Annotated in this window: 22 protein-coding genes and 1 pseudogene; 4 read left to right on the forward strand and 19 right to left on the reverse strand. The window is 66.9% G+C overall.

Features of this window, described 5'->3' with window-relative positions; all coding sequences use genetic code 11:
• Nucleotides 1–18: 18 nt before the first annotated feature.
• From B8115_RS18050 to B8115_RS18065, 4 genes are all read right to left on the reverse strand, one after another.
• Nucleotides 19–1,920, reverse strand: coding sequence for an SLC13 family permease (locus tag B8115_RS18050; protein WP_010629243.1), 1,902 nt, complete (start codon nt 1,918–1,920; stop codon nt 19–21).
• Nucleotides 1,921–2,062: 142 nt separating this feature from the next.
• Nucleotides 2,063–2,881 carry an enoyl-CoA hydratase-related protein gene (locus B8115_RS18055; RefSeq protein ID WP_010629244.1) on the reverse strand — a complete coding sequence of 273 codons (819 nt, stop codon included), beginning with the start codon at nt 2,879–2,881 and terminating at the stop codon, nt 2,063–2,065.
• Nucleotides 2,878–5,073, reverse strand: coding sequence for an acetate--CoA ligase family protein (locus B8115_RS18060; RefSeq protein ID WP_010629245.1), 2,196 nt, complete (start codon nt 5,071–5,073; stop codon nt 2,878–2,880). The genes B8115_RS18055 and B8115_RS18060 overlap by 4 nt, the downstream gene beginning before the upstream one ends.
• An 18-nt stretch (nt 5,074–5,091) precedes the next feature.
• On the reverse strand, nt 5,092–5,886 hold the full coding sequence (locus B8115_RS18065) for an enoyl-CoA hydratase/isomerase family protein (RefSeq protein WP_010629246.1): 795 nt from the start codon (nt 5,884–5,886) through the stop codon (nt 5,092–5,094).
• Nucleotides 5,887–6,174: 288 nt separating this feature from the next.
• On the opposite strand from B8115_RS18065, the gene B8115_RS18070 reads away from it, so the two are divergent.
• Nucleotides 6,175–7,101 carry a MurR/RpiR family transcriptional regulator gene (locus B8115_RS18070; protein WP_010629247.1) on the forward strand — a complete coding sequence of 309 codons (927 nt, stop codon included), beginning with the start codon at nt 6,175–6,177 and terminating at the stop codon, nt 7,099–7,101.
• An 81-nt stretch (nt 7,102–7,182) separates the two neighbouring features.
• On the opposite strand, the gene B8115_RS18075 is transcribed toward B8115_RS18070, so the two are convergent.
• Together B8115_RS18075 and B8115_RS18080 are read right to left on the reverse strand one after the other, a co-directional pair.
• Nucleotides 7,183–8,160, reverse strand: coding sequence for an NADPH:quinone reductase (locus B8115_RS18075; RefSeq protein ID WP_010629248.1), 978 nt, complete (start codon nt 8,158–8,160; stop codon nt 7,183–7,185).
• 94 nt (nt 8,161–8,254) lie between these two features.
• Nucleotides 8,255–8,815, reverse strand: a complete 561-nt coding sequence (locus tag B8115_RS18080) for a hypothetical protein (protein ID WP_010629249.1) — start codon at nt 8,813–8,815, stop codon at nt 8,255–8,257.
• Between the two features lie 135 nt (nt 8,816–8,950).
• Between B8115_RS18080 and B8115_RS18085 the strand changes: the two genes are divergently transcribed.
• On the forward strand, nt 8,951–9,727 hold the full coding sequence (locus B8115_RS18085) for a glycerophosphodiester phosphodiesterase family protein (RefSeq protein ID WP_010629250.1): 777 nt from the start codon (nt 8,951–8,953) through the stop codon (nt 9,725–9,727).
• 18 nt (nt 9,728–9,745) lie between these two features.
• Here B8115_RS18085 and glsA read toward each other — a convergent pair whose 3' ends face one another.
• Nucleotides 9,746–10,678, reverse strand: coding sequence for a glutaminase A (gene glsA / locus B8115_RS18090; protein ID WP_010629251.1), 933 nt, complete (start codon nt 10,676–10,678; stop codon nt 9,746–9,748).
• 131 nt (nt 10,679–10,809) lie between these two features.
• On the opposite strand from glsA, the gene nadE reads away from it, so the two are divergent.
• Nucleotides 10,810–12,150: an ammonia-dependent NAD(+) synthetase gene (nadE, locus tag B8115_RS24165; RefSeq protein WP_010629252.1), complete on the forward strand. Its 1,341-nt coding sequence runs from the start codon at nt 10,810–10,812 to the stop codon at nt 12,148–12,150.
• Nucleotides 12,151–12,228: 78 nt separating this feature from the next.
• On the opposite strand, the gene B8115_RS18100 is transcribed toward nadE, so the two are convergent.
• The 8 genes from B8115_RS18100 to B8115_RS18135 all read right to left on the reverse strand — a co-directional run bounded on the left by B8115_RS18100 (nt 12,229) and on the right by B8115_RS18135 (nt 20,215).
• Nucleotides 12,229–13,650 carry a hypothetical protein gene (locus B8115_RS18100; RefSeq protein WP_010629253.1) on the reverse strand — a complete coding sequence of 474 codons (1,422 nt, stop codon included), beginning with the start codon at nt 13,648–13,650 and terminating at the stop codon, nt 12,229–12,231.
• Between the two features lie 377 nt (nt 13,651–14,027).
• Entirely contained in the window at nt 14,028–15,494 is a 1,467-nt protein-coding gene (locus B8115_RS18105; RefSeq protein WP_010629254.1) for a cobyric acid synthase, read from the reverse strand.
• Nucleotides 15,491–16,213 carry a 5,6-dimethylbenzimidazole synthase gene (bluB, locus tag B8115_RS18110; protein ID WP_010629255.1) on the reverse strand — a complete coding sequence of 241 codons (723 nt, stop codon included), beginning with the start codon at nt 16,211–16,213 and terminating at the stop codon, nt 15,491–15,493. Before bluB ends, B8115_RS18105 begins: the two co-directional genes overlap by 4 nt.
• Nucleotides 16,214–16,421: 208 nt before the next feature.
• On the reverse strand, nt 16,422–17,027 hold the full coding sequence (gene cobO, locus B8115_RS18115; RefSeq protein ID WP_010629256.1) for a cob(I)yrinic acid a,c-diamide adenosyltransferase: 606 nt from the start codon (nt 17,025–17,027) through the stop codon (nt 16,422–16,424).
• A 14-nt stretch (nt 17,028–17,041) separates the two neighbouring features.
• Nucleotides 17,042–17,797 carry a precorrin-6A synthase (deacetylating) gene (gene cobF, locus B8115_RS18120; protein WP_010629257.1) on the reverse strand — a complete coding sequence of 252 codons (756 nt, stop codon included), beginning with the start codon at nt 17,795–17,797 and terminating at the stop codon, nt 17,042–17,044.
• Nucleotides 17,794–18,588, reverse strand: coding sequence for a precorrin-4 C(11)-methyltransferase (gene cobM, locus B8115_RS18125; protein ID WP_010629258.1), 795 nt, complete (start codon nt 18,586–18,588; stop codon nt 17,794–17,796). Before cobM ends, cobF begins: the two co-directional genes overlap by 4 nt.
• Entirely contained in the window at nt 18,585–18,995 is a 411-nt protein-coding gene (locus B8115_RS18130; RefSeq protein WP_010629259.1) for a cobalamin biosynthesis protein, read from the reverse strand. Before B8115_RS18130 ends, cobM begins: the two co-directional genes overlap by 4 nt.
• Nucleotides 18,992–20,215 (reverse strand): bifunctional cobalt-precorrin-7 (C(5))-methyltransferase/cobalt-precorrin-6B (C(15))-methyltransferase, encoded by a 1,224-nt coding sequence (locus B8115_RS18135; RefSeq protein WP_010629260.1) that lies wholly within the window; start codon nt 20,213–20,215, stop codon nt 18,992–18,994. Before B8115_RS18135 ends, B8115_RS18130 begins: the two co-directional genes overlap by 4 nt.
• Between B8115_RS18135 and B8115_RS18140 the strand changes: the two genes are divergently transcribed.
• The gene (locus B8115_RS18140) at nt 20,216–21,010 is read left to right on the forward strand and encodes a cobalt-precorrin-6A reductase (RefSeq protein WP_010629261.1); all 795 of its coding nucleotides are present in this window, start codon (nt 20,216–20,218) and stop codon (nt 21,008–21,010) included.
• On the opposite strand, the gene cobJ is transcribed toward B8115_RS18140, so the two are convergent.
• The 4 genes and pseudogenes from cobJ to B8115_RS23660 all read right to left on the reverse strand — a co-directional run.
• Entirely contained in the window at nt 20,938–21,756 is an 819-nt protein-coding gene (gene cobJ / locus B8115_RS18145; protein WP_010629262.1) for a precorrin-3B C(17)-methyltransferase, read from the reverse strand. The genes B8115_RS18140 and cobJ overlap by 73 nt on opposite strands.
• The gene (gene cobI / locus B8115_RS18150) at nt 21,753–22,478 is read right to left on the reverse strand and encodes a precorrin-2 C(20)-methyltransferase (protein ID WP_026038218.1); all 726 of its coding nucleotides are present in this window, start codon (nt 22,476–22,478) and stop codon (nt 21,753–21,755) included. The genes cobJ and cobI overlap by 4 nt, the downstream gene beginning before the upstream one ends.
• A gap of 11 nt (nt 22,479–22,489) precedes the next feature.
• On the reverse strand, nt 22,490–23,119 hold the full coding sequence (locus B8115_RS18155) for a precorrin-8X methylmutase (protein WP_010629264.1): 630 nt from the start codon (nt 23,117–23,119) through the stop codon (nt 22,490–22,492).
• Nucleotides 23,103–23,587: pseudogene (locus tag B8115_RS23660) on the reverse strand (cobalamin biosynthesis protein CobG); the annotation flags it as partial. The gene B8115_RS18155 and the pseudogene B8115_RS23660, both read right to left, overlap by 17 nt.

Consider the following 23,587-nt stretch of genomic DNA (forward strand, 5'->3'; position numbering starts at 1 on the left):
GTAGGGAATCGCGATTCCCTACAAGGGCCACACAAGCAGGATCATCGGTATCGCCACCGCCATCACCACCAGCTCCAGCGGCAGGCCCATGCGCCAGTAGTCGCCGAAGCGATAGCCGCCGGGGCCCATCACCAGGGTGTTGGACTGGTGCCCGATGGGAGTGAGAAAGGCGCAGGAGGCGCTGATGGCCACCGCCATCAGGAAGGGATCGATGGACGCATCGAAACCGTTGGCCAGGCTGACGGCGATCGGTGCCATAAGTACTGCCGCCGCCGCATTGTTGATCACGTCGGAGAGCATCATGGTGGTGACGAACAGCAGGATCAGGATCGACACGGTGGGCCAGGTGCCCCCAAGCTCAAGCAGGCTGTTGGCAATGAGCGCCGCGCCGCCGCTGGTTTCGAGCGCCGTGCCCACGGGGATCATGGCGCCCAGCAGGATGATCACCGGGCCGTCGATGGCCTGATAACCGTCTCGCAGCGGCAATACGCCGACCAGCAGCGTGACCAGGGCCGCCAGGGCAAGCGCGACGGCATTGGGCAGGATATCCAGCAGCATGGCGGCGATGGCCAGGGCAAAGATGCCGAGAGACACCAGCAGCATGCGCGGCTGCCCCAGGGTAAAGTTACGCCTGGCCAGGGGCAGGCAGCCCAACGTTGCCAGGCTCTCGCTCAGATTGCTCTCGCCGCCCTGCAGCAACAGCACGTCACCGGGACGAAAACGGATATCGCGCAGGCGCTGGCGCAGGCGGCTGCCGTCCCGGGCCACCGCCACCAGATGCATGCCGTACTGGTTGTGCAGCCGCAGTTGGGTCACGGTACGGTTGACCATGATCGAGTCGTTGCGCACCACCGCCTCGACCAGCTCCAGTCCCTCGGTATCCAGACCGTTGGACGTACTGCGCTTCTTCTCCTTCTTGTTCTTATCCTTGCTCTCCGCCTGGTCATTTTCGTCATCCGGCAGGCTAGCGTCCCGCTGCAGTTGCCCACCCTCTTCCGCCTCGGCGCGATCTTGCTCGAGGGTTTCCTCCTGCGGGTCGATTCCCACCCGCAGGCCGGCCTTATCCTCGAGCAGTTTCATCTCTTCCGGCCCCGCCTCTACCAGCAGGACATCCCCCTCTTTCAGCGCGCCGAGGAAGGCATGCCCAGCGTAGCGCTGCTCACCGCGCAAGACCGCCAGAACCGGTAGCGTCTCCTCGAGTTCACGCTGCAGCTCACGCAGGGTCCAACCGAGCGCCTTGGCCTCCTCGTCCACCCGGACCTCGACCAGATAGTGACTGATATCGAACATGCCCTCGGTGGACGCATTGCCGGCGCGCTGCGGTACCAGCCGCCAGCCCAGCAACACGATGAACACGAGCCCCGCCAGGGCAACTGCGGCCCCGACGGGGAAGAAGGAGAACATGCCGAAGGTCTCTCCGGTTACCGAGCCGCGGTAAGCAGAGATGATAATGTTCGGCGGGGTGCCGATCAGCGTCATGAGACCGCCGAGCAGCGAGCCGAAGGCCAGTGGCATCAGCAACAGCGAAGGCGAGGTATTGTGCTCACGGGCCAGGCGCATGGCCACCGGCAGCAGCAGCGCCAGAGCGCCGACGTTATTCATGAAGCCCGACAGCACCACCACCGTGGCGGTGAGCGCCACCAGTTGCAGGAACAGGCGGTCGCCGACCTTGAGCACCTGCTCGGCGATGACGTCGACCACGCCGGAGCGCTCGAAGCCGCGACTGAGCACCAGCACGGCGGCTACGGTAATCACCGCCGGATGACCGAAACCGTAAAAGGCCTCCTCGCCCGGCACCAGCCCCAGGATCACGCAAGCCAGCAGCGCGGAGAGCGCCACCAGATCGTAACGAAAGCGCCCCCAGACGAAAGCGGCCAGCGCCAGGCCCAGCACGATGAAAACCAGCGTATGGTCGGCCATGTCCACTCCCTGTGTCGGCGAGCTTTCAGCACAACAGGCACGGGCAAAAAAATCCAGCGCTTTCTTTGCCTTGGCGCTCATTACGCAGACGCCGAGACGAAAGAAACCCGGCCGTAGCCGGGTTCCGGTCGTCGGTGGGAGCTTACTTTGCCATCTTCTCGAGCATGGCGTTGACCGCCGCCAAGTGCTCCGGCTCGTTGTGGCACATACCCTGGAACACGGCGCAGAGATCGAGGAAATCCTTGAGCTCGGTGCGCTGTGCCATCTTCATCAGGCGTTTGGTCAGCCGTGTGGCCTTGGGTGGCTGGGCGGCGATGCGTGCCGCCAGCTCACTCACCTTCTCCATCAGCGCCTCCGGCTCGGTGACCTCCAGCACGATGCCGTACTCCCGGGCCTCTTCGGCGTCGATCACCCGCCCGGAGAGGGTCAGCTCGAAGGCCCGCTGGTAGCCGATCAGGCGCTGCATGAACCAGGCGCCGCCGTCGCCGGGGATGATGCCCAGGTTGAGGAAGGTCTCGCCGAACTTGGCCTTGCTCGAAGCGATGCGGATGTCGGCCATGTTGGCCAGGTCGAAGCCGGCCCCGATGGCGGGGCCGTTGACCGCAGCGATCACCGGCACCTCCACCGCCTGGAGCGCCAGCGGGATGCGCTGAATGCCGCGCCGGTAACGCCCCGCCACCTCGGCCACGTCGCCGGCGAAGTCGCCGCCGCGATTGGCCATGTCCTTGACGTTGCCGCCGGCGGAGAAGGCCGAGCCCGCGCCGGTGATGACCAGTACCGAAACCTCGTCGCAGCGGTTGACCCACTCCGCCACGGCGACGATGTCGTCGGCCAGTGCCGTACCGGTCAGGGCGTTGCGCACGTCGTGGCGGTCCAGGGTCAGGGTCGCCACGCGCTCTTCAACGGTCAGCAGCGCATCCTGCAGAACGGGCGCTGGGGGCTGGCTCGTGCTCTCGCTCATGCCATGGACTCCTTGGCGTTTTCGTTGACGGGTTCGCGCTCCACGATAACGCGGGCATCCACCACGGCATAGCCGTCGGCATTGACGATCACCGGGTTGAGATCGAGCTCGCTGAGCTCGGGGTAGGCATCGGCGATGCGCGACACCGTGAGCAGCAGCTCCACCAGCGCCTCCTTGTTCACCGCCGGCTCACCGCGGGCGCCTTCGAGGATCTTGCGCGCCTTGATCTGCTCCACCATGCTGCGCGCGTCATGACGCGACAGCGGGATCGCGCGGAAGGCGACGTCTTCGAGGATCTCGACGAAGATCCCACCCAGGCCGAACATCAGCACCGGCCCGAAGATCGGGTCGCGGATCACGCCGACGATAACCTCGGTGCCCTTCCGGGCCATCGGCGTGACCAGCACCCCTTCGATCTCGGCCCGGGCGTCGTAGGCGCGACAGGAAACGAGAATCTCCTCCCGAGCGCGGCGTAGCGCGGCCTCGCCGACCAGGTTGAGCTTGACCCCTCCGGCGTCCGACTTGTGCAGGATGTCCTTCGAGACCACCTTCATGGCCAACGGCGTGTCACCGAAGGTGGCCGCCGCCTCGCCAAGCTCGGCTTCGCTGCGCACCACCAGCTCCTGCGGCACCTCGATGCCGTGCTCACGCAGCAGCCGCTTGGCCTCGTACTCGAACAGGTCACGCCCTTCGGCGCGGGCACGCTGGAACAGGTCGCTGAGTTCGGGCTTGGGCGCAATGGCCGATTCACGAGGGTGCTTCCGACTCAGGGCGAGATATTCGCCCCGCTCGCCAAGGGCGGCGAGAACCCTCACCGCCTGCTCGATGGAGGCGTAGATGGGCAGCCCCGCCTCGTGCAGCCGGCGCAGCGCCGGTGGCTTGATCGGCGTGTAAAGACTGTAGACGACCAGCGGCTTGTCGGTCGCCTTGGACAGGTCCACCATCGCCTCGGCGCCGCGCATCTCGTCACCCAGCAGCGACTCGGCGAAACGGATGCTGTAACCGCCGAACATGCCCACCAGGAAGACGCTGTCGACGTTGTCGTCGGCGGCGACGATCTCCATGCAGGTGGCCAGCAAGGAGGGATTGGCATCGGTGGAACCGGCCACGTCCACCGGGTTGACCGTCGAGGCCTGGGGAAACAGCACGTCGCGCAGTTGCTGGCGGGTTTCCTCGCTGAGTTCGGCCAGTTCCAACCCCGCCTCGGCGAGACGGTCGGAGGCGATGGTGGCCTGACCGCCGCCGTCGGAAATCACCGCCACCCGCTTGCCACGGGCCTTCTGCAGCAGCCCCAGCCCCTCGGCCACCGGCAGAATCTCATCGGAGTGCTGCACCACGCTGACGCCGGCCTGCCGCAGCAGGTCCACGGTCATGGCATAGCTGCCGGCCAGCGCCCCGGTATGTGAACTGGCCGCCTTCTGACCGGCCTCGGTGGAACCCGACTTGTAGACCACCACCGGCTTCATGGCGGTGACATCTCGGGCCACCTCGAGGAACTTGCGCCCGTCGCGAAAGCCCTCCACGTAGAGCGTGGCCACGCGGGTGTGTTCGTCCTCGCCGAGATAGCGCAGGTAGTCGTCGAAGCCGATATCGCTCTGATTGCCCGGGCCGACATAGGTGGAAAAGCCTACCTGGCCGTTGTACTGGGCCTCCAGCGCCAGCGACAGCAGCATGTTGCCCGACTGGGAAACGATGCCCACGTCGCCGGGCTTGACGTTGTCCAGCGCCAGCAGATTGAGCCGGTGGTGCAGATTGAACACGCCGGAGGTGTTGGGGCCGATGATGCGTACGCCGTGGGCTTCGGCCTTGGCCATCATCTCGCGTTCCAGCTCGGCGCCCTCACCGCCGATCTCGGCGAAGCCGCTGGCGAGTATCACCGCTCCCTTGATGCCGCGGCGGCCGCACTCGGCGATCAGACCCGGCACGCTGGCGGCTGGGGTGCAGATCAGCGCCAGCTCGGGCGAACCGGGAATCGCGGCGATGGACGGCCAGGCCTTGATGCCGAGGATCATGTCGGCCTTGGGGTTGACGGGATAGATGTCGCCGCGAAAACCATCCTTGATCAGGCCGACCATGGCCTTGTAGCCGCGCTTGGTGGGATCGCTCGAGGCGCCCACCACGGCAATGCCGGTGGGAGCCAGAATGGCGTGCAGTGGACTGCGCACGGGTAAGTGTCCTTCGATGGGGTTCATGTCTCGCATCCTTGAGTCTCAATGGCCCTTGAACTGGGGGGCACGCTTCTCGGCGAAGGCGTCGACCCCCTCCTGCCAATCGGTCGTGGTCGAGCAGGTGAAGACCGCATCCAGTTCCTGCTGCAGCTGGCTTTCGAGCCCGGTGTCGCTGCCCTGGTTGACCAGCCGCTTGAGCATGGCGATCGACACCGGCGCCTGGCCGGCCAGGCTCTCGGCCAGCTTCTGCGCCTCGGCCGGCATGGCATCGGCGGCGTGGCACGAGGTGGCCAGGCCGATGCGGGCCGCCTCGCGACCGTCGATGCGGCGCCCGGTGTAGAGCAGCTGACGCGCCATGTTCAGCCCCACCAACTGCGGCAACAGCTTGGAGACGCCGCCGCCGACGCAGGTACCGATGCTGGTTTCGGGGAAGCCGATCTGGGCCTCCTCGGCCATGACGATGAAGTCGCAGGCCACCGCCATTTCGGCACCGGCGCCTAGGGCGTAACCGTTGACGGCGGCAATGACCGGCTTGCGATGGCGCAGGATCGCTTCGCACACGTCGTTACCGAGTTGCAGGTAGCGGCGACGCTGGAACAGCGTGCGCTGGGCACTGCCATGCTCCTTCATGTCGGCACCGACGCAGAAGGCCCGTCCCTCGCCGGTGAGGATCACGCAGCGCACCTCAGGGTCGCGCTCGGCTTCTGCCAGGGCGGCGAGCAGCTCGCTGTAGAACGCCTCGACCACCGCATTGAGGCGATGCGGTCGGTTGAAGCGGATTTCCATGACCGCCCCGCGGCGGTCGACGATGAGGGTTTCGGGGCTGGTGGCGCTCATGAGCGTTTCGGCACTCTCTCGGCGTAATGGATGGCTGACGTGGCGATAACGGATGACACGGTATGTGCCATATGGAAACAAACGTAACGTTATAAAACATTTAATGTCACATTTGTTTTATGCGCATGCTAGACAAGGAACGATGCGACGTCAACACGAGCGTGCCGCGATAGAAACAAAGTGGAAACGAATGTGTCATTACTTGACGGAAGCCATGCGTTACAATGCGCCTCCCTTCCCGTCGGCTTCCATGAGCCGGGCCCAGGCCCCCTGATCGAGGAGACAGCCGTGCTGGAACACGAGACACAGAGCGCAGACACCACCCCGGAAGAGGCATGCCCGCCCACCGGTCTGGATGCCGTGAACCAGCAGCTGGCTGCCGCCTACCCCGAGCTCAGTCCGCAGCTGAAGCTTGCCGCCGGCTACGTGCTGGAGCATCCGATGGAGATCGCCTTTCAGTCGATCCGCAAGTCGGCCAGGGCCGCCAGGGTCACCTCCTCGACCCTGGTGCGCCTGGCCAAACGCCTCGGCTTCGACAGCTACGAACAGTTCCGTGAAGTGTTTCAATCGGCCGTGCAGGCCGGGCCGGTGGAACTCTCCGGCCGAGCCAGCGACCTGCGCAACCTGGCCAGCCAGACCGATGATCAGGTGTTTCTCGACGTCGGCGACGCCGCCTTCGACAACATCGGGCGCCTGTTCACCGCCGACACTCAGGCACGCGTGCGCGATGCCGCCATGATGCTGCTCGCCGCCGAGAAGATCGCCGTGGTGGGCTTTCGCGATACTTTCGCCTGCGCCTATCACTTCGCCTACGTCGGCCGCATCGCCATGCCCAACGTCCAGCTCATCCGTGGCCAGGAGGGCGGCCTGCTGACCGAACTGGCCCCCTTCGGCGAGAACGACGTGGTGGTCGCCTTCGGTTTCGAACCCTACTGCGCCGAGACCGTGCGAGCGCTGGAAATCGCCCGCGCGGCGGGCGTCAAATCCATCGTCATCACCGATACCCTGCGCTCGCCGCTGGTGCCCGGGGCGGCCATCACCTTCACCGTAGCCAACGCCACGCCGCACTTCTTCCCCTCGATTCTCTCCGCCATCACCCTGATCGAGGTGCTGCTGGCCGAGTGCGTCGCCTACGGCCCCGACAGCCTCGTCGACAACGTGGCAAGCTTCGAGTCGCGCATGCGTGAGATGGGCGCCTACGTCAGCAACGAGTGACGCGCCAATCCAGCAGCTTCCAACGACAACGCCCGCCTCGAGTGAGGCGGGCGTTGTGCGTGAGCAAGTCTGCGCTTCTGCTTACGGCAGCAGGATAGTGGAGCCGGTGGTCTGACGGCTGGCCAGCGCGTCCTGGGCCTTGCCGGCCTCGGCCAGGGCAAAGCGCTGCCCGATGTCGATCTTGACCTTGCCGCTGCCCAGCATGTCGAACAGGTCGCGACACATCGCCTCCAGCCGCTCGCGGGTGTCGGCATAGCCGTTGAGGCTGGGGCGGGTGACGAACAGCGAGCCCTTCTGGTTGAGGATGCCGAGATTGACGCCCTCCACCGCCCCGGAGGCGTTGCCGAAGCTGACCATCAGCGAACGCGGCTTGAGGCAGTCCAGCGAGGTGATCCAGGTGTCCTTGCCCACCGAGTCGTAGACCACGTCGCACATCGCGCCGTTGGTGAGCTCACGCACCCGCTCGACCACGTTCTCACGGGTGTAGTCGATGGTTTCCCAGGCGCCGTTGGATTTTGCCAGCTCGGCCTTCTCGGACGAGCTGACGGTGCCGATCAGATTGACCCCCAGCGCCTTGGCCCACTGGCAAGCAATCGAACCTACCCCGCCGGCAGCGGCGTGCCACAGGATCGTCTCGCCACCCTTGAGCGGAGCGGTCTGACGCAGCAGATACTGCACAGTGAGCCCCTTGAGCATGCTGGCGGCGGCGGTCTCGGCGTCGACGTTATCGGGCAGCGTCACCACCTTGTCCGCCGGCAGCACGTGATACTCGGCGTAGGCTCCCAGCGGCCCCTGGGCATAGGCGACCCGATCGCCCGCCTTGAGGTGACTCACTCCCTCGCCCACGGCATCGACCACACCGGCGCCCTCGGTGCCCAGCCCCGACGGCAGACCAGGCGCAGGATAGAGGCCGGTGCGGAAATAGATGTCGATGAAGTTGAGCCCGATCGCCTCGTTCCTGACCCGTACTTCACCGGGCGCCGGATCGGCCGGCGTGACGTCGATGTATTCGAGCACTTCGGAACCGCCGGTGCGGGAGAATTGAATTCGCTTTGCCATGGGCTGTTTTCCTTTGTCGGCTAACGATAGGGATGCTTCATCCAACCGCCATGTGCGCATGGGGTCAAGGGGTTGATGGCAACAGACCGCTCAACTACCCGGGAAATGCGGCCAGACGTTCGACGAAGCTCGCCTTCTCCTGCTCGAAGAAATGGGCGTCATGCTTGAAGCGACGCAGGATCGCCTCCTCATCGAAGCCGAGCGGTGGCTCCAGCTCGCTCACGCCGCGTGCCGAGTGATGCGGAGAGAGGCCGACACGCCGACCGCCCGGCGTCGCGAACCAGCGATTGATGCCGCAGCGGCGATAGAAGCCCTCTTCTTCCTGATTTGCCGCATCGACTCGCAGGGGCGCCTTCTGCACCAGTTCGCGAATCAAGCGACGCACGCTCTCGCGGTCGCCGCCCGGTGAGGCATGGTGCCACAGGGTCATGTCGCTGCCCGATGCGTCGAGGGTCAATAGTGCCAGAGCCCCCGGCCGGCCCTGCTCGTCTACCAGCGCCCACAGCCTTGCCGCCTCCTGAGTGAACAGCACCTGTCGCGTCCCGGTGAAGGTTACCAACGGCGACAGCCCCGCTTCCCTACCATAGACATCGGCGCACAGCCGCGCGAGCCAGGCGTCGCGCTGCTCGTCACGCTCGGGGGTCATCACCTTCATGCTTGCCTCATTGCTTTCTTCAAAGGCGCAAGACTAGCATAGTCGCGCCCGATACCATGTGTGCCCCGAGCGGGTCGCTATCCTGTCATTGATGCCCGATAGATTTGCTTGGTCCCTCGATTTTGGAGCTCTTGCATGACCTCACCGCACCCCGCCATCGCCCTGCCCCGGCTGATCGCCCATCGCGGACTGTCCGCCCACGCCCCGGAAAATACCCTGGCAGCGGTGCACGCCGCCCATGCTGCCGGGTTTTCATGGGTCGAGCTCGACGTGCAATTGCTCGGTGACGGCACCCCGGTGATCTGGCACGACGCCACGCTCAAGCGCTGTTCCGACGGCCACGGCAGGCTGGCCTCGCTGGATCTGGCCGCGGTACGCAAGTTGGACGTCGGCGCCTGGTTCGGCGACGGCTTTCACGGCGAGCGCATGGCCACCCTGCGCGAGATGCTGGAGCTGCTGGTGGAGCTGGACATGGGCGTCAACATGGAACTCAAGGTGACCAGCCGGCGCAGCGGTACCGAGCTGGCCGAAGTGGTGATACCGCGCCTGCTCGAGGCGCTGCCGCCGGAGCGGTTGATCGTCTCCTCCTTCGATCAGCCCGCCCTGCGTCAGGCTCGCGCCATCGCCGACGCCTCGCTGCTGCCCATCGGCGTGCTCAGTGAAAGCGTGCCCGCAAGATGGCAGTCTCGCTGCGAGGCGCTGGAAGCCTTCAGCATCCATACCGACTGGACCCGGCTCACCGCCTACCGGGCCCAGGAGATCAAGGCCGCCGGCTACCGGCTGCTGTGCTACACGCCCAACGACCCGGCAGCCTTCGCCACCCACTGGGCGTGGGGGGTCGACAGTGCCATCAGCGACGACCCGGCCCTGTTCGAGGGCATCGCCCCGCCGCCCGCTCTCAGCCAGCCCTGAGCGGTAACGGGCACTGGCTCAGGCAAATACGCCCAGCCGCCAGCGGCTCGACAGCGCCTCGAGCAGGCGCAGCCCGGCCACGCTGTTGCCGTGCTCATTGAGCGCAGGGCCGATCACGCCGAAGCCCATGCGCCCGGGTGCCACCGCCAGGATGGCACCGGAAACGCCGCTCTTCGAAGGCATGCCCACCTCCACGGCGTACCTGCCCGACTGATCGTACATGCCGGTGGTGAACATCAGCGTCAGCACGATGCGCACCGTCTCCTCGCCAATCAAGCGTTCCCCGCTCTCCGGGTCACGCCCCGCATTGGCCAGTACCGCGGCGATACGTGACAGCTCGCGGCAGTTCATTTCGATGGTGGTCTGCTTGAGATAGGGCACCAGCAGATCCTCCTCGCTGCCCTGCAGCACGTCGTGGCTGCGCATGTAGTAGAACAGCGCCCGATTGAGATCCTTGTCTTCGGCCTCGAACATGGCGCGGTCGTAGTCGAGCGCGGGGTTACCCGCAAGACGGCGGAAGAAATCGCGTATCCGGTCGAAGCGTTCCTCGCCGTCACGGCCGCGAATCATCGCCGTGGTGACGATGGCCCCGGCATTGATCATGGGGTTGGCGGGGATGCCCATCTCGCCCTCTTCCAGCGTCGCGATGGAGTGATAGGGGTCGCCCGAGGGTTCCATGCCGACCCGCTCGAACAGCGCCTCGGTGCCCACGTCCGCCAGCGCCAGAGCAAGCGTCAGGGCCTTGGACACGCTTTCGAGGGGAAAGCGCTGCTCGGCGCTGCCCGCCTGGGCAACGTCACCCTCGGCACCCATCACGGCAATGCCGATCCGCTCCGGATCTCCCTCTCCCGCCTCGCTGAAAGATGCCATTTCGCTCTCGTGGCGATACTCACGCTCCAGCGCCACGGCCTCCCCCAGCATGGCACTCTTCGACTCATCGATACGTTCCATGTCACTTCTCCATAGTCTTGCCAGACCGATCGGCTTCCGGCCACGCGATTCGGACCGAATTGACCTAGGGTAGGTAAGGTCAGGTTCATTCCCGACAGCATCAGGCTAGTCGGCCATCAGGAGGAGAGGCAATGGAGCTGCTGGACAGGATCACGGATTATCTGATCGACAACGAACTGAAGCTTGCCACCGCCGAGTCATGCACCGCCGGACTGATCGTCTCGGAGCTGGCCAGGGTGCCCGGCAGCGGCCAGAGCATCGACTGCGGCCTCGGCGTCTATTCGCCTCAGTCGAAGAACCGCTATCTGGGCGTCAGTTTCGACACCATCGAGCGCTACGGCCTGACCAGTGAGGCCGTGGCCAGTGAAATGGCCGCCGGCGCGCTGAACAACAACGATGCCAACGTGGCCCTGGCCAACACCGGCATCGCCGGCCCCAACCCGGGCGACGACGATACGCCGATCGGCACCGTCTGCTTCGCCTGGGCCTTCCGCCATGACGGCGATCACCATCATTACTGCGAGACGCGACGCTTCGACGGCACCCGCAACGAGGTGCGCCTGGCGGCGGCCCATTACGCCCTGGAGCGCTTGCCCCACTACCATCGGCTGTGTCTTGAGAGCGCGACGAAGAGTGAAGAAGAGACACGTTCACGCCGGGCCGTGCAGCGCGCCATCGGCGTGCAGCTGCAAGCCCGCAGCGACATCGATGCCCAGCATGAGATCGAGCGACGCCGCGACTTCCTGTGCCGGGTCATGCAGGAGAGCGGACAGACCACGCTGGTGCTGGGCATCAGCGGCGGGGTCGACTCCACCGTGGCGGGGCGCCTGGCCCAGCTCGCCGTGGAGAAGCGTCGCGAGCAGGGTGAGCAGGCCACCTTCGTGGCCATGCGCCTGCCCTACGGCGTGCAGCAGGATGCCGACGATGCCAAGGCCGCGCTGGACTTCATCCAGCCGGACGAGGTACTCGACGTGAACATCCAGGCCGCCAGCGATGCGCTGCTGGCATCGCTGGAGAGCGGCGGGCTGACGTTCAAGGACGCCCACCAGCGCGACTTCGTGCTCGGCAACGTCAAGGCGCGCCAGCGCATGGTGGCCCAGTACGCCGTGGCCGGCGCCCGCGGCGGCCTGGTCATCGGCACCGATCAGGCCGCCGAGGCGCTGATGGGCTTCTTCACCAAGTACGGCGACGGGGCCTGCGACGTGGCACCCCTGACCGGGCTGAGCAAGCGTCAGGTGCGCCTACTGGGTCAGGAACTGGGCGCACCCGATGCGCTGGTGAACAAGGCGCCCACCGCCGATCTCGAGTCGCTGGCACCGCAGAAGCTCGACGAGGTGGCCCTCGGCGTCAGCTACGAGGAGATCGACGATTTCCTGGAGAACCGCGAGGTCTCCGAACGGGCCTTTGACACCATCCTCACCACCTACCGACGCACCGAGCACAAGCGCCGGCTGCCAATCGCGCCGGACTGAGTCCGGCCACTCGACAACCTCGCAACGCAGCGGGCCGACGCCTCGGCGTCGGCCCGCTTGTCTTTACGCTATTTCCATTTATCGCGTGGCGGGTCCGGGCCGCACGGCCTCCTCCTCGTCGCGCTCCACCACCATGTCGTCCTCCACCGCAATCGGCTCCTGCTCCTCGGCCTCGCGTGCGCCGCGAGCGCGATGCTCGATCAGGAAATAGAGGATAAGGCCGATGCCCAGTCCCCAGGCTGCGCCGTGGGTGGCCAGCACCACGCCCATGATGCCCGCCACGCCCATGGCGGTGGCGTTCTTGATCTGCTCCACGGCGATGGCGATGCACAGGTAGCCGGTGATCAGCAGTGTGATCGACAGCGCAATGGGCAGCACCGGGCGGAAGAAGGTCACCAGCGGCAGCAGGAACAGAGCGAAGAAGCCGACGATCCAGAACACCCCGGTGCCGGAGTAGATGGTGTCCATCGCCTTACGCCCATAGCGGTAGCGCTCGGTCACCGTGGCCATGCCGCCGGTGAACAGCGGCCCGGCCAGCCCCGGATAGGGCGCCAGCAGCGAGTGCATCAGGTTACGGATACCGGTGATCAGGTGCACGCGGTCGACGTTGACCTCGATCTTTTCGTCGGGGCGCAGATGATCGACGCGCTTGAGCAGGGTCTGCCCCACCACGATATCGCCGAAGGCGATGATGTAGGCAATGATCGCGGTGGGAATCGCCGCCACCATCAGCTCGATGGGTGGCGCGCCGATGGCGAACGGCAGGTAGGCCCAGATGCCGGCGAAGTCGGGCACGGCAATGCCCCACTCCACCGTCGGCATCGAGTACTCACCGACGCCCCAGCCGATGGCCATGGTGATCAGCATCCCCGGCACCATGCCGAAGGCGACGATGTTGCGCGCCCAGCGATACTTTTCGGCCAGATCGCGGAAGGAGAGCGAGAACAGCACGTAGAGGGTGATCAGCCCGCCAATACCGAGCGAGATCGGCGTGTTGTAGAGCCGACCGCCTTCGACGATCTCGCCGCTGATGGCGGCGATGCCCGCGCCGAGCAAGATGCCCGCCTTGATCGAGGCCGGCACGCTGTTGACCAACTTGGTGCCCAGCCGCGTCACCGCCATGAACAGGAAGATCGCCGTCACCATCAGCTGCAGCGCCACCATGGCGCGAATGGCATCCGGCCCCGGCTCGTATTGGCCGATGAACAGCAGCACCACCGGGATCGCAGGCGTGATCCACCCGGCGATGAACGGTACCCCCAGCAGCGGCGGCAGGATGAAGCCGATACCGCACACCACGACGAAGGCCAGGCCCACCTCGTAGGGCACGCCCAGGTACTGTTCGAGCAGCGGGATCATCCCCAGGGAGATGACGAACATCACCATGGCCTGGATGGTTTCCGGAATGGCCCATTGAAAATGGATGAAAGGCAGGCGGACCTTGAAGGGTCCCAGCGGCCAGTAGGGATGCTCCTGGCCATATTCGCGTTTGAGCGGCACGTCACACCTCGGCGGTTCTGTTTGTTGAGCGGTCCTCTTCGTCGGTTGTTGTTGTTCTTGGCTGAGCTCGGTTGTACGCGGGTCTGACGCGGCGCAACATTCGACCATGTGACGAGTGGACAAGCCGCCACTTGCCGGAACTTGTCGACAACATTACAAACATCGAGGAAAAGATCACCATAATGAGCACGCTTTATGGATATCGCTTCGACATTTTCAAGCAAATTGTCGACAGATTTGGCGCCATTTGAGCGAAGTTTACGTTAACGTCAACAATGCCGGACGAGCCATCCTAACGCAGATGCAGTAACGGCGCTTACACAACGCAATGGCCCCCTTGCGCGAGAATAGGACTAAAGAATAATGAGCTCTGTGGCTCAAAGCCCCAGCAGTCGTTCGATGGCGGCCATATCCAGGCTCGCTTCCAGGCAGTCGGCCAGCCGGTCGAGTTCCTGCTGGCGATGGGCCTGGTAATCCACCGCGCCTCCCGGCGCATCGAGCCCGCAGCGAGCGAGCAGCGCCGCGCACGCCTCGGGCCGATCGAACAGGCCATGCAGGTAGGTGCCCATGACCCGGCCATCTGCACTTTCGGCACCGTCCGGTCGGCCCTCCAGCACAACGAGAGGCCTTGCCAGGGCCGGCCCCTCGCTCACTCCGTTATGGATCTCGTAGCCGGCGATCGGCACCTCTTCGGCTAGCAAGTGCCCACTCACATTGCGCAGCTGCTTACCCGCCACCATGCGCGTCTCGAACTCGAGCAGCCCCAGACCGGGAGTCGATCCTGCCGGCCCTTCCAGGCCGTCGGGGTCGTGCACCGCCCGGCCCAGCATTTGAAAGCCGCCGCAGATGCCGAGCACTCGGCCGCCATAGCGCAGATGGCGCTGTATTGCTTCTTCCCAGCCCTGGGCACGCAGCCAGGCGAGGTCGCTACGGGTGCTCTTGCTGCCGGGTAGGACGATCAGATCCGTCGGCGGGATCTCCCGGCCTGGCCCGATCTGATTGGGCCCGACGAAGGTCAAGTCGACCTGGGGATGCAGACGCAGCGGGTCGAAGTCGTTGTGGTTACTGATGCGCGGCAGCGCCGGTACCACGACCTTGAGCGTGGCCCCCGCCCCCACCCGCCCGCTGCGGCCGATGCTGTCTTCGGCATCGAGCAGCAAGCCCTGCAGATAGGGCAGCGTGCCATATACCGGCTTGCCGGTGCGCTCGGTAAGCCAGTCGAGGCCCGGCTCGAGCAGAGAAATGTCGCCGCGGAAGCGGTTGACGATGAAGCCCTGGGTACGTGAGCGCTCGCTCTCGCTGAGCAGTTCCAGGGTGCCCACCAGCTGGGCGAAGACCCCTCCGCGGTCGATGTCGCCGACCAGGATCACCGGGCAGTCGACCATCTCGGCGAAGCCCATATTGGCGATATCGTTGGCGCGCAGGTTGATCTCCGCCGGGCTGCCGGCCCCCTCGGTAATGATCACGTCATAGCGGCTCGACAGCGCCTGCCACGCCGCCAGCACGCTCTCCCGCGCGGTGCGCTTGTAGGCGTGGTAGTCCAGCGCGTCCATGTGGCCGTGCACGTGCCCGCGCAGGATCACCTGGGCGCCGCGGTCGCTCTCCGGCTTGAGCAGCACCGGGTTCATATCGCTGTGGGGCGCCACACCTGCCGCCAGCGCCTGCAGCGCCGTGGAGCGGCCGATCTCGCCGCCGTCCACCGTCACCGCGCTGTTGAGCGCCATGTTCTGCGGCTTGAACGGCGCCACCGATACCCCGCGCCGGGCCAGCATCCGGCACAGCCCCGCCACCACCGTGCTCTTGCCGGCGTCCGAAGTGGTGCCCTGGATCATCAGGGTGCTCATAGCTTGGCCACCTCTTGCAACGCCTCGTGAAGGGCCTCGTCCGCCAGCGCCTGCCCCCAGCCGTTGCCATGCACCAGCTCGGTGAGCGGCAGGCGCTGGCGCCACCCGGAGCGGGCCAGCTCGGGCTGCTGCAGAAACTCGCTGACGTAGCCCAGACACAGGTACGCCAGGGGGTAGACCTGTTCTGGCAGGTCGAGGATCGTCGCCAGCTCTTTCTGATCGAGAATGCTGACCCAGCCCACGCCGATGCCCTCGGCGCGGGCTGCCAGCCACAGGTTCTGCACGGCCAGGCAGGTGCTGAACAGGTCCGTGTCGACGATGCTGGTGCGTCCCAGCACCGGTCCGTCGCCGCGGCTACGGTCGCAGGTGATGCAGAGGTTGAGCGGGCTCTCCAGGATGCCTTCGAGCTTGAGGCGGCGGTATGCCTGCTGCCGCTCAGCGGAAAACTGCTGTGCCCCTCTCTCGTTCTCCTGCAGGAACAGCCGATGCACCCGGCGGCGCACCTCCAGGCTGTCGATCACCAGGAAGTCCCAGGGCTGCATGAAGCCCACCGACGGCGCATGGTGCGCGGCGTCCAGCAGCCGGGCCAGCACCTCGGGCGGCACGGGATCCGGCAGGAACTGGGCGCGCACGTCGCGGCGCTCGTGAATCGCGCGGTAGAGTCCCTCCCGCTGTGGCGGGGGAAAAGCGTGATCGGCTCGCCCGCTGTGTTCTGCCATGCGGTTCTCCAAAAAAAGTCATGAGGGAACGAGTCGGCAGGATGAGCGCCGAGCTACTGTTTCACCGTTAGGGAGCGATGAGCTGTTCCGGCGCCAAGGCTCTGCGAGGGCGCTGTGAACCCATCCCTGGGCGCTATTTTTGCCATCCCTGGCAAAAAACCCTCGCTGCGCCTTGTCCCCGGCGCTCATCTCACGAGCGTCACGACACTCACAGCTCGATGCCCTTCTGCGCCTTAACCCCCTGCTCCTTGAAGGCGTGCTTGACCACGCGCATCTCGGTGACGGTGTCGGCCAGCTCGATCAGCGCCTCGGGGGCGTGCCGGCCGGTAACGACCACATGCTGCATGGCCGGACGAGCCTGCAGGTCGTCGAGTACGCGATCGAGTTCCAGGTAGCCGTGGCGCAGCGCAATGTTGAGCTCGTCGAGCAACACCAGGTCGACCGCAGGATCCTCGAGCATGCCGCGAGCCACCTCCCAGGCCGCCTCGGCGGCTTGCACGTCCTTGTCGCGGTCCTGGGTATCCCAGGTGTAGCCCTCGCCCATCACGTGGTAGTCGACGTTCGCCTGCTGGCGAAAGAAGGCTTCCTCGCCGGTCTGGAACTTACCCTTGATGAACTGCACCACGCCCACCTTCATGCCATGGCCGAGCGCCCGGGCCAGCATGCCGAAGCCGGAGCTGCTCTTGCCCTTCCCGGGGCCGGTGAGTACCAGCAGCACGCCCTGCTCCTTGTCGGCGCGGGCGATGCGCTCCTGCATGATCTTCTGCTTGTGGGCCATGCGCTCGGCATGGCGCTGGGGGTCGACCGTCTTCATTGCACTCTCCTTAATTAAACTCGCCGCAACAGGTAGACGTCCATGATCCAGCCGTGCCGCTCGCGCAGGGCGGCACGCCGTTCGAGGATCGTCGCGGCCACGTCCGCCAGCGGGCCGTCGATCAGGCACTGCTTGTCCATGCCCAGATAGGCCCCCCACCAGATAGTGAGGCCTTCCTGAGGCAGCGCCTGGAAGGCACCGCCGCTGTCGAGCATCACCGCCACGCTCTCGGCGTCACTAGGCCAGCCGCGCTCCCGCAGTCGCCGGCCCGTGGTGATCAACACCGGTTCGGCCAGCGCATTCAGGGGGATGCAGTGCGCGGCGGTGAGTGCCTGCAGGCTGGTGATGCCGGGCTCCACGCGTATTTCGAGCGCTTGCCCCTTGCCACCTAGACGCTCGGCAATACGCAGGCTGCTGTCGTAGAGCGAGGGATCGCCCCAGATCAGCATGCCGACCCGACCGCCTTGAGGCAGGTGCGTTGCCATCAGTTCAGCCCAGACCTCGGCAATGGCGTCGTGCCAGTCGTCCACCGCACCCAGGTAATCGGCGCGGGCATCGCGGCGCGGCAGATCGAACTCCACGATTCGGGGGCGGGATGACGCCTCGAGCAGATCGCGACACAGCATCCGGCGCAGGTCGATCAGGTCTGACTTGGCATCCCCCTTGCGCGGCAGCAGGATCAGGTCCGCCTGGTTGAGCGCCCGCACCGCGGCCAGGGTGACATGCTCGGTGTTGCCGGTGCCGATGCCGATCAGCGAGAGATGGATCATCGCTCATCCTCCCTGCCGGCAGCGAAAGGCGAATCCGCCGACTGCGGCCGAAAGCGGCGGTCGTAGCCGACGGAATAGAGGCTACTCTCCTGAAAGTCCTCACTGTCCAGCACCGGCCCCACCAGGATCAGCGCGGTGCGCTGCAGGGCGTCGTCGACCAGGGTTTCCACCGTCGCCAGTCGGCCCCGCACCACCCGCTCGTCGGGCCAGCTGGCCCGCCAGACGATGGCTACCGGGCACTCGGCGCCATAGTGCGGCAGCAACTCGGAGACGACCTGAGACAGGTTGTGGATTGAAAGGTGGATCGCCAGGGTGGCGCCGGTCCTGGCGAAGTTGGCCAGGGTCTCGCCCTCCGGCATGGCACTGGCGCGCCCCGGCGTTCGTGTCAGCACGACGGATTGCGCCCCCCCCGGCAGGGTTAGCTCCTGACCCAGGGTGGCGGCCGCCGCGGCGAAAGCCGGCACGCCCGGGGTGATGGTGTAGGGAATTGCCAGCTCACGCAGCCGGCGCAGCTGCTCGCCCAGGGCCGACCATATCGACAGGTCGCCGGAGTGCAGCCGGGCGACATCCAGGCCCGCGGCATGGGCGGCGCGCATCTCGGCGACGATCTCGTCGAGGGAGAGCGGCGCGGTGTTGACGATACGGGCGCCCTCCGGGCAGTGGGCCAGGATCTGCTCGGGCACCAGCGAGCCCGCGTAGAGGCACACGGGGCAGGCCGCGATGAGATCGCGCCCGCGCAGCGTCAGCAGGTCCGGCGCCCCGGGGCCGGCGCCGATGAAATGTATGGTCATGCGCCCTCTCCTCTCAAAGCTCCTCTCAAAGCCCCTCTCGCTACTGCCGCGGTGGCCATGCGATCCGCCGAAATCAGCCGGGGGCCGAGCAATTCCGCTCCGGGCCCCGCCGCCAGCAGGGCGACGGCCTCGGCGACGCTGCCCGTGCCCCGGGCCTCGAGGCTATGGCGGGAGTGCGTGAGGGTGACGGCCGATGGCAGCGCCTCGTCGGCCACGGCGATCACCGCCATGCCCCGCTCGCGCCCCAGCGCCTCGACCAGCGCCCGCTTGGACGCTGCCGCTGCCAGGCGGTCGACGGGGCCATAGCGAGCCTCCAACTGCGCCAGCAGATCGGCCAGCGAGGCCAGCGGTGCCGCGCGGCGAAAGCCGAAGCCGACCACGCACATGTCGTTCGATGCCGCCTTCATCGGGTCACCCGCCACTGCACGATGGGGTAACCGGCCTTCCAGCCGCGACGGTTGCCGAGGGGAGCGGCGCTGGACAGCTCGATGCGCAGCAGCTCGCCGCCAATCCGCCGCTGCCACTCGGCCAGCAGGGCCTCGGACTCCAGGGTCACCGCATTGGCGACCAGGCGCACCCCGGGCGGCAGGCGCTGCCACAGCGCCTCCAGCAAGCTTTCCGATAACCCGCCCCCGATAAAGACCGCTTCCGGCGGCAGCAGGTCTTCCTGTGCCTGATTTTTCAGAACGTCGAGGGCGGCGCCCTCCACCACCTCGAGCCAGTCGACGCCGAGGTTGTCGGCATTACGGCGTGCCCGCGCTGCCCGCTCGGCGTGGCACTCGAAGGCCACCGCCTGGTTCTCCGGATGAACCAGCAGCCACTCGATGGCGATCGAGCCCGAGCCCGTGCCGATGTCCCACAGCCGCTGCCCCGCCCTCGGAGCCAGGGCGGCCAGGGTCATGGCGCGCACGGCCTGCTTGGTGAGCTGGCCGTCGTGCTCGAACAGCGCGTCCGGCAGGCCGGGTGTGAGCGGCAGGGCCGGACCATCACCGGCCACCTCCAGCCCCACCGCCACCGGGTGGGCGATATCGCCGGGCAGGTCGGCGTCGGCCCGCATGCTGCGAAGGCGCTCGTCGTCTCCCCCCAGCGCTTCCAGCACGTGAAGCCGCGACCCACCGAAGCCGAAGCGCACCAACAGGCCGGCCAGCTCACGCACGGCGTCCCCATTCCGTAGCAGCACCAATAGATGTCGGTGCTGCTGCAGGTAGGGCCGGATGCGCGTCAGCGGCTTGGCGTGCAGGCCGAGGCAGGTGCACGCCTCCAGCGGCCAGCCCAGGCGCGATGCCGCCAGGCTGAAGGTGGAAGGCGCCGGCAGCGCCCGCCACTCCTCGGCGGGCAGGTGGCGCGCCAGCGTGGCTCCGGCGCCGAACCAGAAGGGATCGCCGGAGACCAGCATGACCACCCGCCGGCCCCGCTCGGCCAGCAGACGAGGGATGCCCTCGGCGAAGGGAACCGGCCACTCCCGCACCTCGGCGACCAACGCCGGCAGCAGGCGTAGATGGCGCCGGGCACCGAACACCAGCTCGGCGGCCTCCAGCGCCTCGCGGCTTGCCGCGGTCAGCCCTTCTGTGCCACCTTCCCCCCAGCCAAGCAGGGTCAGCCAGGGGGCGTCATCACGATCCGTCATATGAAAATCCTGATTCTAGGGGGAACCACTGAGGCCAGTGCCCTGGCGACTGCCCTGGCCGAGCGCTCGATTCCGGCCCTGTTCAGCTATGCCGGCCGGGTCAAGGCGCCCAAGCCCCAGCCGCTGCCCACCCGGGTCGGCGGCTTCGGCGGCGTGGCAGGCCTGGCCGCCTTGCTGACGGAGCAGCGCATCACCCATTTGGTCGATGCCACCCATCCCTTCGCCGAGCAGATGAGCCGCAACGCCGTGGCCGCGGCAAGCCACAGCGGCATTCCGCTGATCGCCCTGACCCGCTCGCCCTGGGCGCCCCAGGCCGGGGACTGCTGTACACCGGTCGCCGATGTGGAAGCGGCGGTACAGGCCCTGGCCGGCCCGCCCCAGCGCATCCTGCTGGCCATCGGCCGCCAACAGCTCTCCGCCTTCGCCGCCCAGCCCCAGCACCACTATCTGCTGCGGCTGGTCGATGCCCCCGAGACGCCGCCGCCCCTGCCCCGCCACCATATCGTCCTCGACCGCGGCCCCTTCACGCTGGACGGCGACCTGGCGCTGCTGCGGGAGCACGGCATCCAGCGCGTCGTGTGCAAGAACGCCGGCGGCACCGGCGCCATCGCCAAGCTCGACGCCGCTCGCCGGCTGGGCGTGCCGGTGGTGATGATCGAGCGGCCAGTGCCGCCGCCGCGGCGCGAGGTGCATTCGGTCGATGCGGTGTTGGCCTGGCTGCATCACGGCTCGGCTCCTGCGTCAGTCCCTGAGCAAGCCCCTGAGACAGGCTCTAGGACCGAGCGCGGGGTGTAGACCCAGGGCACGCCTACGGTATTGCGCGGGATCAGGCGCGTCTGGCTGGAGCCCACCATCACCAGGGTGCGCATATCGGCCATCTCCGCCGCGGCCTCGCCCAGAGTGGTGACCCTCAGTTGCTCTTCCGGCGTGGAGACGGCCCGGGCGAACATGATCGGGCGCTCCGCCCCGCAGGCCTCGCGCAGCACCTCGAGGGCGCGGACGAAGCCCTCCGGCCGGGCGCGGGAGCGCGGGTTGTAGAAAGCCATGGCGAAATCGGCCTCGGCGGCCAGCCGCAGGCGCCGTTCGACCAGCGCCCAGGGCTTGAGGTTGTCGGAAAGGTTGATACAGCAGAAGTCGTGGCCCAGCGGCGCGCCCAGGCGTGCGCTGGCAGCCAGCATGGCGGAGATGCCCGGCAGCACCTGGATGTCCAGCTCGCGCCATTCGGGCTCGCCGGCTTCGAGCGCCTCGAACAGCGCCGCGGCCATGGCAAACACGCCGGGGTCCCCTGAGGAGACCACCACCACCCGCTGCCCCTCGGCGGCCAGCCGCAGCGCCTGCTCCGCGCGGCGGATCTCCTCGCGGTTGTCCGAACCGTGGCGCACCAGCCCCGGCCGCGGCGACACCCGTTCGACGTAGGGCACGTAGCCCACCACGTCGGTGGCCTCGTTCAGGGCGGTGGAGACTTCCGGGGTGATCAGCGCATCATCGCCCGGGCCGAGGCCAACCACCTTCAGCCAACCGGTGTTGCTCTTGGCAGTCATGGCCGTCTCCCATTGCCATGGATCACCACGATGGAGAAGTAGGGCACGCTGTCGCCGACCTCGTGAAACGGTCGTATCCGCTGCTGCGGCATGGCGGCGTACTCGATCAGCCAGGCCTCATGCTCCCGACCGGCCCCGGCCAGCGCTCGCTGGAGCTTGGCCAGGTTGCGACCGATCTTCATCACCACCAGGGCATCGGTGCGCGCGATGTGTTCGACCAGCGTCGCTTCGGGCAGGGTGCCCATCAGCACGGTCATGATGTCGTCGCCCCAGGTCACTGGCTGCCCGGTGGCGGTCCAGGCGGCAGACATGCCGGTGATGCCGGGCACCACTTCCACCGGCACCCGCCCCTGCAGGCGGGTATAGAGGTGCATGAAGGAGCCGTAGAAGAACGGATCACCCTCACACAGCACCACCGCATCGCAGCCGGCCTCGGCGATCTCGCTGAGCTGCGCGACGCCGTTCTCGTAGAAGGTCGCCAGCAGTTCGTTGTAGAGCGGGTCGTCGAAGGGGATTTCGGTGGTGACCGGATACTCCAGCGGGATCTCGATCACGTCGGGCGCCAGCAGACCCTCGACGATGCTTCGGGCATGGCCGCGGCGCCCCTTCTTGCGGAAATAGGCGACGTGGGTGGCCCCGCGAATCAGCCGGTCGGCGCGCACGCTCATCAGGTCCTGGCTGCCGGGGCCGAGGCCGACGCCATGGATGGTGCCCAGTGTGATGGTTTCCTGGCTCATTCGCTGCGATCCGCCATGGCATTGAGGGCGGCCACCGTCACCGCGCTGCCGCCGAGGCGGCCTTCGACGATCACGCAGGGGGCCGCGGCGCTCTCCCACAGGGCCTGCTTGGATTCGGCGGCGCCCACAAAGCCTACCGGGCAGCCGATGATCGCCGCCGGGCGCGGGCAGGCCGGATCTTCCAGCATGTTGAGCAGGTGGAACAGCGCGGTGGGCGCATTGCCGATCGCCACTACCGCGCCGTCGAGATGGGGTCGCCAAAGCTCCAGCGCCGCCGCCGAGCGGGTGGTGGCCAGCTCCCGGGCGAGGTCGTGTACCCGCTCATGGTGCAGGGTACAGATCACCGGGTTGTCTGCCGGCAAGCGCTTGCGGGTGATGCCCTCGGAAACCATGCGCGCATCGCACAGAATCGGGGCGCCCTGCTCCAGCGCCGTCCGGGCCCGATTCACCGCATCGCCGCGGAAGTGAATATGCGCGGCGAGTTCCACCAGCCCGGCGGCATGGATCATGCGCACCGCTACTGGCTCCTCCTCCGGCGCGAAGCGCGCCAACTCGGCCTCGCGCCGGATGATGGAAAAGGACTCCCGGTAGATGGCCGGGCCGTCCGTTTCATAGACGTAAGGCATCGCGATTCTTCTCTAGGTGTTCGATAACATCGGATTCATCCAGGCCGGTGGCCACCGGCTCCCCATCGGCGCGATCACCGACGATCAGGTCGAAGCGCCCCGCCCGGCCGGTCAGGCAGAGGTCCGTGGGTGCCTGGCAGGCGCAGCCCTTGACGCAGCCGGACAGGTGCACGCTGCGCGATCCCTGGCCGTCCATCCGTTCGGCCAATTCCCGAGCCAGGCCCAGGGTTGCCACGCTGGCCTGCTCGCAGTAGGGCGCGCCCGGACAGGCCTGCATGGCCAGGCGTGGATCGCTCTCGCTCTCCAGCAGCCCCGGCGGCGAAGGCTCGCCGGCGGGAAAGCCCTCGACCAGCAGCCGCCGCCAGGGGGTGACCCGCACGCTGCCGACCGAGTCCGCCATAATCAAGGCCCGCAGCGTCGCCGCCGGTGCCCGCCCGAACGGCAGGCCCAGCGCCCTGCCCCAGGCGT

The organism is Halomonas sp. KM-1 (assembly GCF_000246875.1).
In the GTDB taxonomy this organism is placed as follows: Bacteria; Pseudomonadota; Gammaproteobacteria; order Pseudomonadales; family Halomonadaceae; genus Halomonas; species Halomonas aerodenitrificans.

Bases quoted from the DNA above. Each gene is read 5' to 3' on its own strand.
- B8115_RS18050 (WP_010629243.1), bottom strand. From the start codon at position 1,920: ATGGCCGACCATACGCTGGTTTTCATCGTGCTGGGCCTGGCGCTGGCC.
- B8115_RS18055 (WP_010629244.1), bottom strand. From the start codon at position 2,881: ATGAGCGAGAGCACGAGCCAGCCCCCAGCGCCCGTTCTGCAGGATGCG.
- B8115_RS18060 (WP_010629245.1), bottom strand. From the start codon at position 5,073: ATGAACCCCATCGAAGGACACTTACCCGTGCGCAGTCCACTGCACGCC.
- B8115_RS18065 (WP_010629246.1), bottom strand. From the start codon at position 5,886: ATGAGCGCCACCAGCCCCGAAACCCTCATCGTCGACCGCCGCGGGGCG.
- B8115_RS18075 (WP_010629248.1), bottom strand. From the start codon at position 8,160: ATGGCAAAGCGAATTCAATTCTCCCGCACCGGCGGTTCCGAAGTGCTC.
- B8115_RS18080 (WP_010629249.1), bottom strand. From the start codon at position 8,815: ATGAAGGTGATGACCCCCGAGCGTGACGAGCAGCGCGACGCCTGGCTC.
- B8115_RS18085 (WP_010629250.1), top strand. From the start codon at position 8,951: ATGACCTCACCGCACCCCGCCATCGCCCTGCCCCGGCTGATCGCCCAT.
- glsA (WP_010629251.1), bottom strand. From the start codon at position 10,678: ATGGAACGTATCGATGAGTCGAAGAGTGCCATGCTGGGGGAGGCCGTG.
- nadE (WP_010629252.1), top strand. From the start codon at position 10,810: ATGGAGCTGCTGGACAGGATCACGGATTATCTGATCGACAACGAACTG.
- B8115_RS18105 (WP_010629254.1), bottom strand. From the start codon at position 15,494: ATGAGCACCCTGATGATCCAGGGCACCACTTCGGACGCCGGCAAGAGC.
- bluB (WP_010629255.1), bottom strand. From the start codon at position 16,213: ATGGCAGAACACAGCGGGCGAGCCGATCACGCTTTTCCCCCGCCACAG.
- cobO (WP_010629256.1), bottom strand. From the start codon at position 17,027: ATGAAGACGGTCGACCCCCAGCGCCATGCCGAGCGCATGGCCCACAAG.
- cobF (WP_010629257.1), bottom strand. From the start codon at position 17,797: ATGATCCATCTCTCGCTGATCGGCATCGGCACCGGCAACACCGAGCAT.
- cobM (WP_010629258.1), bottom strand. From the start codon at position 18,588: ATGACCATACATTTCATCGGCGCCGGCCCCGGGGCGCCGGACCTGCTG.
- B8115_RS18130 (WP_010629259.1), bottom strand. From the start codon at position 18,995: ATGAAGGCGGCATCGAACGACATGTGCGTGGTCGGCTTCGGCTTTCGC.
- B8115_RS18135 (WP_010629260.1), bottom strand. From the start codon at position 20,215: ATGACGGATCGTGATGACGCCCCCTGGCTGACCCTGCTTGGCTGGGGG.
- B8115_RS18140 (WP_010629261.1), top strand. From the start codon at position 20,216: ATGAAAATCCTGATTCTAGGGGGAACCACTGAGGCCAGTGCCCTGGCG.
- cobJ (WP_010629262.1), bottom strand. From the start codon at position 21,756: ATGACTGCCAAGAGCAACACCGGTTGGCTGAAGGTGGTTGGCCTCGGC.
- B8115_RS18155 (WP_010629264.1), bottom strand. From the start codon at position 23,119: ATGCCTTACGTCTATGAAACGGACGGCCCGGCCATCTACCGGGAGTCC.